At 49.1% G+C, this 15,351-nt stretch carries 10 protein-coding genes; 5 read left to right on the top strand and 5 right to left on the bottom strand.

The window, feature by feature from the left end; genetic code table 11:
• The first annotated feature begins 1 nt into the window (after nucleotide 1).
• Nucleotides 2–754, top strand: coding sequence for an ABC transporter ATP-binding protein (locus tag NST33_RS25400; protein WP_036605802.1), 753 nt, complete (start codon nucleotides 2–4; stop codon nucleotides 752–754).
• Nucleotides 755–756: 2 nt separating this feature from the next.
• Entirely contained in the window at nucleotides 757–1,974 is a 1,218-nt protein-coding gene (locus NST33_RS25395; protein ID WP_221820995.1) for an ABC transporter permease, read from the top strand.
• 169 nt (nucleotides 1,975–2,143) lie between these two features.
• Here the strand turns inward: NST33_RS25395 and NST33_RS25390 are convergent, their stop codons facing one another.
• The 3 genes from NST33_RS25390 to NST33_RS25380 form a co-directional block, all read right to left on the bottom strand.
• Nucleotides 2,144–2,269, bottom strand: coding sequence for a YjcZ family sporulation protein (locus NST33_RS25390; protein WP_206759599.1), 126 nt, complete (start codon nucleotides 2,267–2,269; stop codon nucleotides 2,144–2,146).
• Nucleotides 2,270–2,486: 217 nt separating this feature from the next.
• Nucleotides 2,487–3,785, bottom strand: coding sequence for an aminotransferase class I/II-fold pyridoxal phosphate-dependent enzyme (locus NST33_RS25385; RefSeq protein ID WP_221820994.1), 1,299 nt, complete (start codon nucleotides 3,783–3,785; stop codon nucleotides 2,487–2,489).
• A 178-nt stretch (nucleotides 3,786–3,963) separates the two neighbouring features.
• Nucleotides 3,964–4,581 (bottom strand): pyridoxamine 5'-phosphate oxidase family protein, encoded by a 618-nt coding sequence (locus tag NST33_RS25380; RefSeq protein ID WP_221820993.1) that lies wholly within the window; start codon nucleotides 4,579–4,581, stop codon nucleotides 3,964–3,966.
• Nucleotides 4,582–4,735: 154 nt separating this feature from the next.
• On the opposite strand from NST33_RS25380, the gene NST33_RS25375 reads away from it, so the two are divergent.
• Together NST33_RS25375 and NST33_RS25370 are read left to right on the top strand one after the other, a co-directional pair.
• Nucleotides 4,736–6,196: a PLP-dependent aminotransferase family protein gene (locus NST33_RS25375; RefSeq protein ID WP_313771448.1), complete on the top strand. Its 1,461-nt coding sequence runs from the start codon at nucleotides 4,736–4,738 to the stop codon at nucleotides 6,194–6,196.
• 369 nt (nucleotides 6,197–6,565) lie between these two features.
• Entirely contained in the window at nucleotides 6,566–7,351 is a 786-nt protein-coding gene (locus NST33_RS25370) for an AraC family transcriptional regulator (protein ID WP_036605807.1), read from the top strand.
• A gap of 347 nt (nucleotides 7,352–7,698) precedes the next feature.
• Here NST33_RS25370 and asd read toward each other — a convergent pair whose 3' ends face one another.
• Complete coding sequence (gene asd, locus NST33_RS25365) at nucleotides 7,699–8,490, bottom strand: archaetidylserine decarboxylase (protein WP_047841263.1); 792 nt, start codon at nucleotides 8,488–8,490, stop codon at nucleotides 7,699–7,701.
• Between the two features lie 85 nt (nucleotides 8,491–8,575).
• Nucleotides 8,576–9,706 carry a YheC/YheD family protein gene (locus NST33_RS25360; protein WP_221820991.1) on the bottom strand — a complete coding sequence of 377 codons (1,131 nt, stop codon included), beginning with the start codon at nucleotides 9,704–9,706 and terminating at the stop codon, nucleotides 8,576–8,578.
• Nucleotides 9,707–10,082: 376 nt separating this feature from the next.
• Here NST33_RS25360 and NST33_RS25355 point away from each other — a divergent pair, with 376 nt between their 5' ends.
• Nucleotides 10,083–15,275 carry a WIAG-tail domain gene (locus tag NST33_RS25355; RefSeq protein ID WP_221820990.1) on the top strand — a complete coding sequence of 1,731 codons (5,193 nt, stop codon included), beginning with the start codon at nucleotides 10,083–10,085 and terminating at the stop codon, nucleotides 15,273–15,275.
• Nucleotides 15,276–15,351 lie beyond the last annotated feature (76 nt).

The following is a 15,351-nucleotide window of genomic DNA, read 5'->3' as shown; positions in this document are numbered from 1 at the left end:
GATGGAAAACGTTCAATCGCCTGTTCTGCAAATTAGCGGGTTAAGCGGAGGTTATAGTGCCAAACGGCCAGTCCTTCACGGCATCGATCTGGAAGTTGGACGTGGAGAGATGGTCGGACTAATCGGCTTAAACGGTGCTGGCAAAAGCACAACCATGAAACACATCCTCGGCTTGATGACACCTCAACAGGGCGAAGTGCGAGTGATGGGCAAGAAACGGGACGAGGATGCGCAGATCTACCAATCGGCTATGGCATTTGTACCGGAATCACCCGAACTGTATGATGAGATGACGGTGATGGAGCACCTGGAGTTTACGGCAAGAGCGTACAATGTGTCGGAGGCTGATTTCAAACAACGTACGGAGAAACTGCTGGAACTGTTCCGTATGAATGAGAAAAGTACAAGTCTGTCGACTCACCTGTCTAAGGGGATGAGGCAAAAGGTCATGATCATGTGTGCTTTTGTGGCAGGACCACCACTGTACATCATTGATGAGCCTTTCCTGGGGTTGGACCCGCTGGGAATCCGCTCCTTGCTTGATTTTATGCTTGAGATGAAAGCTTCGGGATCATCCATTCTACTCAGTTCACACATTCTGTCCACGATTGAAAATTACTGTGACCGTTTTATCGTTCTGCACCGTGGGCAGGTTATTGCTCAAGGGACGCTGAATGAACTGCGCTCCCAATTCGGGGAATCGGATGCCACGCTGGAGCACATGTTCTATTCCCTCGTACAAGGCAGGGATTGAGCATGGATCTCAAGCTGCTATGGAAGCAAAGACGCACAGGATTCTGGAACGGAATTCTTCCTTATCTGGGTTATGTGATCCAGAGCGGTGTAGCTATGGTCTTTTTATTTCTCGTCATTGCGTTCTCCGCCTGGTATACATCATTTGTCCAGAACATTCCCGCGGAATTTCCGATTCGCTGGATTGCATTGCTGCTGCTGGCACCACTAGTGTTGTTTAGCAGTTATCGTACATATCTGCTTCCGGCAGATATCGTGTTCCTGCGACCACAGGAATACCGGATGCAGGAATATTTGAAGAACAGCTTTGCCCGGGGCATCATCTATAAAACTCTGGGATTGCTGCTTGTGTTTGTTACACTGTGGCCGCTCTATGTCAGAGCAGATCTGGATGCACGGCCATTTGGCTGGTTCATCGTATTCCTGCTGCTGTGGAAAGGGTTGTCCAGTTATGGAGCATGGCAAGAGCTAAGAATGGTTCAGGTTGGGGCAGCAAGAGGATATCGTCTCTTGCGATGGGCTCTGGCAGTGCTGGCGGTTGGCGCCTGGTTATGGCAACAACCGCAGCGCAGCGTCTGGTTCCTGCTGTTGCTGGCTGTTGTCTACATCGTCGCCCTGCGTATACCGGTGAAACATCGTGTAGCGTGGGAACGACTGATTCAGGTAGAGCAGGGTCAGGCTGGCAGGGTTATGCGGACGCTTGGCTGGTTTGTGGATGTACCTTCATCCGGACAGAAAGTAAGTTCGCGTCGCTGGCTTAGCAAATTGGGGAGTGGTCTTCCCTGGAATGCAGGGAAAGCTTACCGTTACTTGATCACCAAAACGTTTGTTCGAACCGAAGTGTTCTCAATCGTGTTACGCCTAGTTGTACTGGGCGTGTTACTATCCTGGTGGACAGCAGGCAGCTACTTTGGTGTCGGGGTGTATCTGTTCTTCCTGTTGCTTGCAGGTGTACAGCTTGGTGCACTGCGTCGCAGTCATAGTGAATCGTTCTGGATTATGATCTATCCAATCTCGGGTGAGAGTCGTCGTTCTCAGGTGTTGGGATTCATATTCCATCTACATGCACTGGTTGCATTACTCATGTGGTTGCCTATGCTGGCTGCCGGAGCAAGCGGACTGACTGTCACAGGAGTAGCACTTATTTTGGGTATACTGGTGATTGTGATCATGCGGCGTTCGCAAGGTAACAAGTGGTTGAAGGAAGAAGAGGACGAGTAAACGATCGGACACCTGACCAACTCGGATTATTACATTGGGTTCATCAGTGAGAGGTACAAAAGATAACAAAAGAAGGGTATGCCGGGCTGTATCCCGGTATACCCTTCTTTGTGCTGTAATGGAATCATGCAATCAGATCACTTGGTTCTTGCGCAAGTGTGTATTGGTACTAACAGAGGAACGATTTAGTGATAATTACGAGCAAGATGAACAGAACGAGAATGGCACCTGTGTTAGTAAATCCTCCGTAACCGCCGCATCCATAACCGCCTCTTGTATCTTCAACTCCAGACATGGTCATTCCCCTTTCAAGTGGTTGTTTGGCACGCCCTTGCGTACATCGTATATTATGTGCCGTGGGGGTAGGCTGATTGGGCCGATGCCCGGTAAAGCCAGAAATTAAAGCTTTTGGGCAGATAAAACACAAAAGAACCCTTCGTATGTTTAGTGACATGAAGCGTCGCCGTTATACAAAGGGTTCTTATATCATTCAGGGTACAGGTCTGTGTTAACTAAGTCGTCCGCAGATCCTGAACTCCACGATAGATGGTTTCATACAGATCTTCCAATCCGGATTCTTCAATACAGGAGAAGGCGATTCGCAGATCCGATTCACCCAGCGCGATTGTACCCACACCATATTGGTGCAGCAAATGGCTTCGAAGTTCTTCAGCGCCAACTTCTTTCAGCTTCAGGCACATGAAGTAACCGGAGTTGAACGGATAATAGTCCCATGCATCTCCATACTTGCCGCTATCGAGAATGGCTTTTACCTTGTTGGCGCGGCCTTTCATAATCTCGAACTTCTCCTGTTTCTGTGCTTCAAACTCCGGTGCTTTGAGCGCATCCAGTACAAAAGTCTGGGAAGGATGCGGGCCACTGGAGATCGTTGCCCGGATAATACCGAGTGTTTTTTGTTCCAATGCATGCAGAACGGCTGCATCTTCATGAGCATACGTAATGAATCCAACGCGGAAGCCCCATACGAATTCTTCCTTGGTTGCACCATCCACTTTTACGGTCAACACACGTGGATGAATGTTGGCAAGTTTGCCAAACAGGGATTCATGAATGGAATCTTCGAAGAACAGTCCAAAGTAGGCATCATCTGTTACAGCAACCACGTTAACACCGGCTTCAGCTGCCTGAAGAATCGTGTTAACAATGGCATCTGCTTCTTCGGCTCCAGGCGTATAACCTGTAGGGTTATTCGGGAAGTTGAGCAGAACGATGGCTTTACCTTTGTCCTTTTGATCAAGCAAAGCCTGAAGCAGACCATCACTGTTGAAGTTCAACTGATCATCGAACAGGGGATAATGAACCAACTGGCCATGACGACGAATTCCGAAGGTCAGCTCGTAATTTTCCCAGTTTTTATCTGGATATATGACAGCGTCCCCTTCATCGGCGAACAGGTCGGCTACGATACTAAGTCCATGGGTTAATGCATTGGTTACAATCGGATTGCCAAACGTTTTGCCTTCTAGAGAAGGCGTTTCCTTCAGCATCTTGTCTCTCCAAACGGTCCGCAATTCAGGTTTGCCTGCAGGTGGAGCGTAAGGATACAGATCCTTTGGTTGGAATGCAGACAGCTTCTCCTGAATAACCTGAAGATGCATCGGCACACCACCCTCCAGGGCGATACCAATCGTGGCATTATGGGTCTTGGCCAAGCTTGCTGCTTCAGCAGATTGACTCAAAATCCCCTCTTTAGGAAAATAAATTTCTTTGCCAAGCTGTGACAGCATGGAGTAGACGTGACTGCTGCCTGTCTGAATACTTTCGTTCAACTGTTCAGCCAGTGGATTCATTCTTTTCATCCTTCCAAGTCTTTGTGATTCAACTGCCTAACATTATATCACCTTGACATGCCCCCGTCACGGAAATTACGCAATATGACAGTTATATCACTTTACCGCGTTGTTGCAGAGGGTTTTGGGGTGGGTTATCGTTGTATTCGACCTTGGAGTAATCCTCAAGAAATGAAACTTATTGCTGATGAAATGGACAGTATTTCCGCATCATTTCAGCAGTTTCGGCATCTCTTCCTTCATTGCGCTGTTCCAGTTCACCACTGATATGATCGAATCGTTCACTCGAGAGGTTTTGTCCAAATTTAAACTTGGCGCTGATCCGTTCAGGACTAATTCGCACTACGGCTACAGCTTTGAGGTTTCCTGTGTAACGCGAGTCAGTAGCGTCAATGGGTACATATCCGCCTTGCGGCTGGAGTTTCTCCATGAATCGTTGCAGTACCTTACCTTTGATGTCCAGATCTTTAACCGGTTCAGCCTGACCAAAGGCCATAACACTTTTGAAGAAAGAAGTCGCCGGACAAGCCAGCTCAGGATCACTGAAATAAGATGGAATCAGGGAGAACTCTTCAGCTACCGTGAAACTGACCGACGAATCCTGCTTGATCTGTTTCATCTTCTCACCAGCCAGACTGCCGTGAAAATAAAAGCAACCGTCCATATATACGAAATTCAGCGGTGTAACCCGTGGTTGTCCGTCCGGACTGACCGTCCCCAGAAACCCGAAGGAGCACTGATCCAGAAATGCGGTAATTTCCTGTTCTTCATCTACTGTGAATTCTTTCCGTCTCATGTGTATTCCCCCATTATTGAAATGTATAATAGAACGCCATATCTTATGGATAACAATAATTCATACATTGACAATGAAATAGATCCAATTTACATTCACTTTAGTAGGCCAATTAGTCGGGGATCACATAATGAAGACAAATGAGGAGAGGTGCATGATGGAATTGTGGCTGCCGATGGATACCTATGAACTTCAGCATCGATACAAGTATGAGGCACTGTACCATGCGTTACGTGATGCCATTCATGCAGGCACATTGGTGGGAGGCACGCGGCTTCCTTCCACCCGTGAGTTGGCAAAGCAATATGAGATGTCACGTGGTTCGGTAGCTCAGGTATACGACATGCTGCTTGCGGATGGTTATGTCCATGCACATCGGGGAAGAGGTACATTTGTCACCGAAACATTATCCAATCAGGAAAATGAGAAACAGGAAGCCGTTCTCAAGCTGTCTGCCTGGGGCGAACGAGTACAGATGTTGAATACGCAACATGAAGTCCTGCGGACTCAGATGTTTTCACCGAAGCCATCCGTCATTAATTTTCAAATGCAGCGCATGCCTGCAGAACATTTCCCGTTAGGGGAGTGGAAGAGTGCACTCGCAGCGGTTCATCGTAGTGGTTGGCGAGAATCGAGCGGTGCAGCCGGTGATCCGGAACTGCGTGAGGCCATCGCCTCCCATCTCAGATGGACACGTGGTATCCAGGCTGAACCATCTCAGATTGTATTGTTCAGTGGTTCAATGCAAGGCATCACCTTGTTATCTCAATTGCTGATTACGGAGAATACAGCAGTTGTATTGGAGAATCCGGGTTATCCGGGCATCGCCCATGCCGTCAAGTCCTGTGGTGGGCATATCATCCCGGCAGAGGTGGATGCCGCAGGCATTATTCCTCTGCCTTGGGAGGCACAGACGTTATTTGTCACCCCTACCCGGCAGTTTCCAACAGGGGCCGTATTGGGATTGGATAGAAGACGTGCCTTGCTTGCGTGGGCCTCAAAGCGGAATGCAGTCATCATTGAAGATGATTATGACAGTGAATTCCGATGGGGTGGAAGGCCGATTGAACCCCTCAAAGTGCTTGATCGTGAACAGCGCGTCATCTATGTCGGTTCATTCTCACAAACGATGGTTGCTTCGTTCCGACTTGGCTATGCCGTACTGCCACCTGGTCTGGTAGAACCTCTCCTTGCCGCCAAGGCGTTGTATGAACCGGTACCTCCGGCGCTGTTAGAGCAGCGTGCACTGGCAAAATTTATGACCAGAGGGGGTTACCTGAGGCACTTACGGCGGTTAACCCGATTATACGGGGAACGGCATGATTTTTTTGTCCGAGAGATGCAGCTACAGTTGCCGGAGGCATTCAAGATGCAGCTTGGTGATGCAGGACTGCATATCTACGCTACCTGGAATGGTGATGTGGACAGTTATCAGCGGTTTAAAAAGCTTGCTGAGGAGGATGGCATACTGTTTCGTGATGCAGAGCGATATCGGCTGACTTCAGGTCATCCGGCGGCCTGTTTTGCTTTTGCACATCTGGAGAAAGAAGAGATGACAGAGGGAATCCGGCGAATGCGGCTAGCCTGGGAGAAGTGCACATTTTCGTTTCGGTGAATTCCGCTGTATAATGGGATAAGACATTTCGCTCCTGTAGGAGCAGAGATCATATATGAGCAAGTTGTATTTAATCATGCTATACAAGTTGAACTAATTATTTACACGAAAACGTAGAGGGCAGAAATAACCTGAAGAAGCGGAGCGTTCGCCTTTATCGTCAGATTTTCACCTTTGTAAAAGTGAATCAAAAAATCTGGGGATAACAGCGATCGGAAGGTTGTTCTGTCATCGAAGTGGCAAGTGTAAATGTTCTTTAGTTCAATTTCTATAGATACTGAAATACATATGGCCTGGATTGAAGAAGTGAGATTCAGATCAGAATGATGCCATATGCAGAGAGATTAACTATCAAGGGGGAGTGGCGACATGCTGCAGGCATCGCCGTCATCATTTGTTATTTTGCCCGCTGTCGCCAAAATTGTCTGTGAACCGGGCTGGAAGTGGCAGAAGCGCGAAAAACCGATGCAAAACTATGATTTATTTTATGTATGGAGTGGTGAAGGAACGCTTGTACTGAATGACCAGTCGTATGAAGTTGGCAAGGGGAGTTGTTTTCTGTTCAGGCCAGGAGATCATCCTACTGCAACACATAATAAGCAAAAACCGCTGGTACTTACGTATATTCATTTTGATGTGGACGTGCCTGTTGCTGATGTTCCCCAGTCCTATCGCGAGGTACAGGAAACGGTGGAGTTTGAGCACCTGCTGGCACGTTATGTAAGACTGTTCTTATCGGATGTGTACGGACGTGATGAAGAGAGCCGATTGATTCTGAAACAATTGATGATTCATTTGCTGCGCGCCGATACGGAAGAACCTGTGGAGAAAAAGGTGAGCAACCAGTTGTCCGATGTGATCCAGGAGGTCGCCAATTATGTGCGTCAGCATCCGGGGATTACGCATCGGGTGGAAGATCTGGCTGCGCGGGCTGGCTTATCGCCCCGATACTTCTCGATCAAGTTCAAGGAACTGGTGGGATCATCGGTGCAATCTTATATTATCCGCATGCGTATTGAACGGGCGGAACATCTGCTGGTGCATACCGGCATGAATGTGACCGAAGTGGCGGATGCTCTGGGCTACCGGGATATTTTCTTCTTCAGTCGTCAGTTCAAGCAGTATACCGGCAAAAGCCCGTCTGAGATTCGTTGAAATTCTGATGAGAATAACAGGAAACCGTTTCAAGTCTGGAACGCAAGGGTAATGATCTAGCATTCCAGATGACCAAAAGGGGGAACTTGTGATGAACGGAAAACGTCGGGTCCGCAACCGGGGATGCTCTACGAAGGGATGCAATATTTTCCGGAACCGTCTGCGTCGCTTCAAACCGGCAGAGGACTTGCAAGATGTGTGGTTTTGAGGAGAACTCAGCAGACCAATAACGACGGAGCGAAGCTTCGTATTGCATGTATACATGGATGAATATGAATGCATAAAGAGGATGGCGCAATACCTGGTTACAGGTGCTGCGCCATCCTCTTTATTTGCGTATGGACTCATTAGTTCTTCGGTTTCAAACGACCAAGCAATGCGCCCATTTTGACCGAATCGCCTGGCTGTAAGCCCGGGTTTGGTTCGAATGTGCCACTCTGCGTCAGCAGAACAACGGTGGAACCGAATTCAAAATAGGCCAGATCATCGCCTTGTGCCCAGGTACTTGTGTCCGTATCAGCATACTGTATGCTACTCACGTTCATCGCACCTACTTTGACAACCGCCACTTCACCGTAATCATGTGCGATATACGTAATGAGCCGTTCGTTTCGACTAAGCACGGATCTCATATGGGTCAGGCCAAAGTCATTCACGGGATAAACTTTGCCCTTGATGTGTTCGCTCTCTATTTTGCGGCCGCTGACTGGTGCATGAATGCGGTGATAGTCGCGAGGGCTGAGATAGAGGACGAACCCGTACCCGTGCTTGTACTTCTCCAGATGGGGAGAATGGTTTAATAATTCAGCAAGTGTATAATTTTGTCCCTTAACATTCAGGAGTGTCCCTGCAGATATTGGACCGGCTGCCGTAATCTTGGCATCTACCGGGCTGATCAGTGCATGCTCTGAAAGTTCCAACGGGCGCATGCCCGGCTTTAATTTGCGGGTAAAGAAATCGTTCAGTGAACGGTATTCCTTCCAGTCTTTCTCGGCCTCCTGAACAGGGATGTCGTAGGTCCGGACAAAATAAGGGATAAATGCCTTACTTCCCCGGCTTTTGGAGAAGGCTCCCACAGTCCGGGAGATCCATTTGCGCGAAGAAAGCTCGGTCATTAATCGCAACAGCGTTTTTGCCATGAATATCCCCCTTAGGGTTAATGCGAACTTCAAGGCCGGCAAGACCGGCCGTTCTGCATAATATTGACACAGAATGCACACGAAATCAATATAGTCTCCTATCGTATGTCTGCGGTTGTCTCGGAATCCTCGAATTCTGTTCCAGCAGCAGACGCCCATAAGCCATTGGTTTGCTATACGTGGCCTTCCAGTGTTCCGACATTCCCGCCCTGCGAAAACCGTAACGCTGATCCCGTCCATTGCATTCAATAAAATAGATCTGGCCGCTGCGCGTTATTCCGAGATCAAGGCCCAGATCAGCCAGATGTGGCAGACTGGCCGCCAGGTTCTGGGCAATTCGAAGTGCAACAAGTCCGATTCTGTATTCCAGTCGAGCCAGGTCGAAGCCAGGTTCTCCTAATCCAAGGGCCTCTGCGAGCTTCATGACTTTACCGCCCTGTGCGATATTGCTGACAAACGTATGGGCAGGAGCCGCTTTGGCAAACATGCCTGTTATTCCCCAAAGACCATCGCTGCCACGTTGTACAGATACCCGCAAATCGACCGGCCTGCCCTCATAACGTACCAGTGGGATACGCTCTTCAATGAGGTAGGCATGGCGAAAGATCCGCCTTAGGGTGGCGGAAGGAAGCTGTCCTTTGCTCAATCGGAAGGTAGCCCACCCTTTGCGTGAAGCCTTCGTCTCACAGGTTAATTTCCACTGTCCATCTCGCTCGAAGACTCGCATAATACCATGACCGATGCTACCGCTGCATGGTTTGATGACGAGGTCATCATATTGTTCCATCATATAGGCCAGAGATTCTGGCGTAGCTTTAACTGCATGGGGCAGGTGTTCTCGCAAGGCGAGGTCCTGATGAAGCATGTCATGAATGTGATCTTTACGGTACCGGTTGCGAACGTTAAATACCTGAATACCCTGCAACATCAGCTTGGTAATCTGATGCTGTTCCGTCCGGCGAAGCTGGAGTGATCGGTTATGAATGACGGAGGGCAGTGGCATGCGCTCGCGAACATATCTGCCTTCTTTTTTTACATAGGCAAGACATGTTTTTTGATCCGAGTCGATATCTTCCAGCCTCAAAAAGCAGGGGGTTAATCCATAACTGGCCGCTGCCTGTTCATAATTCGCGAGTGATTCCTGACCGGTCCTTCCGGCCGGTATCCCCCGGTACATGCGTGAATCGAACATAATGCCGATCGTTTCTTGGAGCATGACCGTTCCTCCTTCGATGTTATCGCGACCATGGATCGTCCATTCATGGAATGCCGGCCTGTCACCGCATGGCTCAGACATCGCGATAACGCAGACCGGTGTATATATGCATAGCCATGCACTGGTGCTTGCTCAGCGCGTTTTCAGACATGACCTAGACATAATATCCTATGACATGACTGGGACGGGGGCGTGGACAGCCGCCTTTCCTCTGCTGTCCTGACACGCCTATTTCCACGAAGATCATCGAACCTTCCTGTCTTGACGCCTGTATCATTCGTGCTCTGGGATCCGCAAAAGTCATAAATGAAGTGGCAGATGCCCATATGGGAGCATATGATGCCGGAGATGAACGTTAGAGGAAGGAGCAAGCTGCATGAGTAAAAATGGCAAAAAAAAGGTTCCAACGCCGAAACTGCGGCATGTGAGCCCGAAATTTAAGGAATTGGAACTGACTGATCGCCGGGCAGACAAGATGAACTCAGGTTTCACTGTGAATAGGGAAGAACGCTTGAATATGAATAAAAGGGATTCGAGAGCTGTTCAGGAGTCGGAAGAACTCCTATTCGAATCAACGGAGCTACCTGCTTCAACAAACGAGCTGGAAGAGCTAGGGATCGAAGCCAAAATCAAGCCGGAACCCGTAGAGTCTGATCGCAAGGAAGTCGAGACACAAGATAGCTCGGAAAAGCAGATTCAGGTTAGCAGCCTGGCTCCGCTTGCTCTGGAAGAAGAGCAGGATATCAACAAACAGGAGATAACAAGCAAGGACCGGCTGCAGATCCTGAACCAAAACCAGATGCCGGGTCATACCGGACAATACATCTACACGGACGATTTGAGTGAATTTGCTGTTACGGAGAGCAAGTTGGCTCCTTTCTCTGTGGATGCCTCCAAGCTGAAACCGGATGCGGTTGGTAGTGAAGCATTGCAGGATTATGCAGTGACCAGCATTCACATTGCAGATGGGGCAATTGTTTCTGCCAAACTGGCAGAAGCGTCTGTATCCGATGAGCATCTCATTGACGGCTCCGTGTCCGGTCATAAATTACGCAACGCTTCTATTGCTGGTGAGAAAATCAGAGATGGCAGCATTACCTCGCAGAAGCTGGGCAACCAGGTAATCGATTCATCCAAAATTGCCGACGGTTCCATCGGCACAAGGCATCTCAGCCGCATGCTGGTCACGGAAGATTTAATTCAGAATCATGCCGTGACCGGAGACAAAATTGCGATTAGCGGCGTGGATACACGGCATCTCACGGGAGGGGCTGTGCACACGTCCAAATTGGCCGACGATGCGGTGACTACATCCAAAATTCGTGAAGGTGCTGTCTCAGGCAGCAAAATCGAAGAACAATCCATCGAGTCTCACCATATTCAGGCAGGTGCTGTTAAACAGACACATCTGGCAGAAGGGGCCGTCGGTCGTTCACAACTATCTAATGGCAGTATTGGAAGTGACCAAATTGAGGATGGATCCATACAAACAAGACATTTAGCCGAGGGTTCGCTAACTGGAAGACATCTACTGGACGGTTCAATCGGCTCAAGCCAGATTCGCGCTCATGCAGTTGGCAAGGAGCAGATCGGCAATGGAGAAGTGGGCAGTGAACATTTGATGGAAGGTGCAGTAACCAGCAGCAAACTGGCAGACCAGTCTGTGGGAACAGCAAAATTGCTGGAACAGTCCATTACGGCCTCCAAGATTTCTGATCAGAGCGTCATTTCTTCCAAAATTGCAGATGAAGCTGTGCAGGGGAAACATCTTGCCAAAGGATCCATTCGTGCGGAACATATTGTCAATCGGGGAATTACGCCGGTACATGTAGACAATGCTGCAATTCACTCCATTCACATTGCAAGTGGAAGCATCGATGCAACACATCTGTCAACCGGTAGTGTATCCGGAGAAGCGCTTGCGGATGGCGTAGTATCCGAGCGGCATCTGGCTGAGGCGGCGGTGGGTACGTTTGAGTTACAGGATGCTGCAGTGACAGACGTCAAGCTCGCAGACGGAAGTGTGACAGAAGAAAAACTTGGAACGGCATCGGTAAGTAGCAGAGCACTCGCTCCGGGAAGTGTCGCATCCTCGCATCTTGCGGGTGGTGGTGTTACGGGTACGCATCTGGCTCCAGGCAGCGTGGGGTCCGAGGCCCTGAGACCTTATGCCGTGAAATCGGAGCATCTGACAGAACATGCCGTAGGTGTACCTCATCTTCAGCCGGGCAGTGTTGAAACAGATGCGATTGCACGGGCGGCGGTCACAACAGACAAATTGGCTCCTGGTAGTGTAACATCAACCCAACTGGCGGGCGGGTCCGTTTTTCCGCCTCATCTGACGGATCATGCGGTTACCTCCCCCAAGCTCTCACCAGAGAGTGTGGCCACGGATAAACTGGCGGATTTTGCTGTCACGTCAGCCAAACTGGCCGACGGCAGCGTGACTTCTTCCAAGATCATGGCTGAAAGCATAAATGCCAAACATATTCCAGCAGGAACCATACGCGGCTATCACCTGAAGCAGCATTCCGTATCCCTGGAACATTTATCGGAAGAAATACGCTCACCGGAATTATTTGCTGATGGCAGTATTACCGGCAACAAACTTCGGCATGGCTGCATAAGTGCGGACCATTTGACAGCAGACTCGGTATCCGGGACAGAACTGCAACAGGCTGCTGTAGGTAGCGAGCACTTGCAGCCATCCGTTGTACAATCCGTTCATCTGGCTGAAGGCAGCGTGAAGTCTGATCATTTGGGGACTCAAGTAGTGAGCTCACAGCATCTGAAGCCAGACATTATTCATGAGGAGCATATTGCTGAACAGGTGGTTACATCGCATCACTTGGCACCCGGATCTGTCGAAACAGACCATCTGGCACCTTTATCCATTACAGCAGCTCACCTTCAGCCAGGTTTGATCAGTGGTTTGCATCTTCAGGCAGAGTCGACAAGTGCTGTTCATCTGCAGCAAGGAGCTGTGCATTCCCGTCATATTCAAGATGGTGAGATTCTTCCTCATCATATCCATGAACGCAGCATCGGAACATCTCATCTGGAAGAAGAAGCGGTAAGTACGATTATTTTGCAGGATGAATCTGTAACACGCTCCAAATTAGCAACGGGTAGTGTGGATGGCAGCAAATTAGCTGCAGGAACCGTATCGGCTACTCACATTGCCAATGAAAGTGTGCAAACCCGTCATATCCAAGAAGGCGCAATCCTTGCTGATCATATTCAAGAGTGCAGTATTGGCTCAGTTCATCTGGATGAGGAGTCTGTAAGTTCGGTTCATTTGCAAAATAGATCTGTAACAAGTGCCAAACTGGCGGATGGCAGTATAAACGGCAACAAATTGCTTGAAGGAGCCGTATCGGGGGTTCATATTGCGTCCGAAAGTGTGCAAACCGGGCATATTCAGGCAGGGGCCATTCATGCTGACCATATTCAGGAGCGGAGCATCGGCACAACCCATCTGGAGGAGGAAGCAGTAAGTGCGATTCACCTGCAAAATGGGTCTGTCATCAGTGCCAAACTGGCCGACGGCAGTGTAACCGGCAGTAAGTTGATCGAAGATGCGGTGTCAGGAATCCATATCGCCTCGGAAAGTGTGCAATCCCGCCATATCCAGGCAGGAGTAATCCTTGCTGATCACATTCAGGAGCACAGCATCGGCATGCTTCACTTGGAACAGGAAGCAGTAAGTGCCATTCATCTGCAAAATGGATCTGTAACAAGTACCAAGTTGGCCGACGGCAGTGTAACCGGCAGCAAGTTGCTTGAAGGAGCAGTATCAGATATCCACATTGCAGACGATAGTGTGCAATCCCGTCATATTCAAGAGGGAACAATCCTTGCTGATCATATTCAAGAGCGGAGCATCGGCACAGCACATTTGGAAGAGGAGTCGGTAAGTGCCATTCATTTGCAAAATGGATCTGTAACGAGTGCCAAACTGGCGGATGGCAGTATAACTGGCAGCAAGTTACTCGAAGGTATGGTATCCGGGATTCATATCGCATCGGAAAGTGTGCAATCCGGGCATATTCAGGCAGGAGCTATTCATGCTGGTCATATTCAGGAACGAAGCATCGGCACCGCCCATCTGGAAGAGGAATCAGTAAGTGCGGTTCATCTGCAAAATGGGTCCGTCACAAGTGCCAAATTGGCTGATGGTAGCATTAGCGGCAGCAAATTGCTCGAAGATGCTGTATTGGGGAGCCATATCGCATCGGAAAGTGTGCAAACTCACCATATCCAGACAGGAGCGATCCTTGCTGATCATATTCAGGAGCATAGCATTGGTACGTCCCATCTGGAGGAGGAAGCAATAAGTGCGGTTCATCTGCAAAATGAATCCGTAACGGGTGCCAAACTGGCGGATGGCAGTGTGAGCAGCAGCAAACTGCTTGAAGATGCGGTGTCGGATGTTCATATTGCCAATGGAAGTGTGCAATCCCGTCATATCCAAGAGAGAGCCATACATGCTGACCATATTCAAGAGCGAAGCATTGGGATCTCCCACCTCAAAGCGGAATCGGTAAGTGCGATTCACCTGCACAATGGTTCCATAACAAGTGCCAAAATGGCTGACGGCAGTGTGAACGGTAATAAATTGCTTGAAGGTGCGGTATCGGCTATTCACATAGCAGACAAAAGTGTGCAATCTCGTCATATTCAGGATGGAACCATTCTTGCTGATCATATTCAAGAACGCAGTATTCGCACAACTCATCTGGAAGAGGAATCAGTAAGCGGGGTTCATCTGCAAAATGGGTCCGTCACAAGTGCCAAATTGGCCGATGGCAGCGTGAACGGCAGCAAACTGAGTGAGCAGAGTATTACCTCTAATCACTTGAATGTGGGGATTGTAGGTCCGGCGCATTTGAGCGAAGAGATATGGAATGCGATTCGTCAGTTCAGTGGAGAAACGCTGGAGCAACTGGCAGCTATCAAAAGACAAGAGGGATTGCTTCAACCAGAAAATAAAGGTGTACAGCAACAGCAGGTCATTGTCGAGGCATTACCAATTGCTGGTCAGGATCAACAACAAGAGCTGATATCCCAAACAGATCAGCTTGGCGAACCATCGGCAGCTTTGTTCACGACGGAGCAGGCAGATCAGGCTCAGCAACCACAGCTTGAACGGTCACAGGAGATCGCTGGAACTACGGAGTTTATGTTAAGTGAACAATCGATTACACAGGAGCATCTGTGTGATGATGCCGTGGGCAGCAGCCAGTTGCAATCGGGGGCAGTTCAAGCCAAACATCTGGCCTTCCAGCCCGTTCGCAGCGTAAGCAAACAACCGGTTGTACAACAATTCGGGATGGAAGCTTTTGTACTGCCAGAGAGTGAAGCATCCACAGAGGTAACTGTTGTTTTTGAAGAATCATTTGCTTCAGAACATTATGTGATTGTGGGCATGAGTAATGATCGGGGATTCCAGATTTCCCTGCTGTCGCAGAGTGAGGATGAAGCGGTACTTGAAGTGTCACGTACAGCAGATTGCAAGCATACGTACGGGTTGTTGTCATGGATTGCTGCGGGACCTTCGCAAGGATAGTGCAGGATTGTATCCGTAATAAACAAATGACAAAAGCGGTGTCCAGAGTTGTCCGGGACACCGCTTTTGGTTGATC

It is taken from the genome of Paenibacillus sp. FSL L8-0435 (assembly GCF_037965655.1).
Classification (GTDB): domain Bacteria; phylum Bacillota; class Bacilli; order Paenibacillales; family Paenibacillaceae; genus Paenibacillus.
This window is presented reverse-complemented; position numbering and strand designations above follow the sequence as displayed.

What these genes read in the sequence shown, in the direction of transcription:
- NST33_RS25400 (WP_036605802.1), top strand. Translation starts at nt 2, where the DNA reads ATGGAAAACGTTCAATCGCCTGTTCTGCAAATTAGCGGGTTAAGCGGA.
- NST33_RS25395 (WP_221820995.1), top strand. Translation starts at nt 757, where the DNA reads ATGGATCTCAAGCTGCTATGGAAGCAAAGACGCACAGGATTCTGGAAC.
- NST33_RS25390 (WP_206759599.1), bottom strand. Translation starts at nt 2,269, where the DNA reads ATGTCTGGAGTTGAAGATACAAGAGGCGGTTATGGATGCGGCGGTTAC.
- NST33_RS25385 (WP_221820994.1), bottom strand. Translation starts at nt 3,785, where the DNA reads ATGAATCCACTGGCTGAACAGTTGAACGAAAGTATTCAGACAGGCAGC.
- NST33_RS25380 (WP_221820993.1), bottom strand. Translation starts at nt 4,581, where the DNA reads ATGAGACGGAAAGAATTCACAGTAGATGAAGAACAGGAAATTACCGCA.
- NST33_RS25375 (WP_313771448.1), top strand. Translation starts at nt 4,736, where the DNA reads ATGATGGAATTGTGGCTGCCGATGGATACCTATGAACTTCAGCATCGA.
- NST33_RS25370 (WP_036605807.1), top strand. Translation starts at nt 6,566, where the DNA reads ATGCTGCAGGCATCGCCGTCATCATTTGTTATTTTGCCCGCTGTCGCC.
- asd (WP_047841263.1), bottom strand. Translation starts at nt 8,490, where the DNA reads ATGGCAAAAACGCTGTTGCGATTAATGACCGAGCTTTCTTCGCGCAAA.
- NST33_RS25360 (WP_221820991.1), bottom strand. Translation starts at nt 9,706, where the DNA reads ATGCTCCAAGAAACGATCGGCATTATGTTCGATTCACGCATGTACCGG.
- NST33_RS25355 (WP_221820990.1), top strand. Translation starts at nt 10,083, where the DNA reads ATGAGTAAAAATGGCAAAAAAAAGGTTCCAACGCCGAAACTGCGGCAT.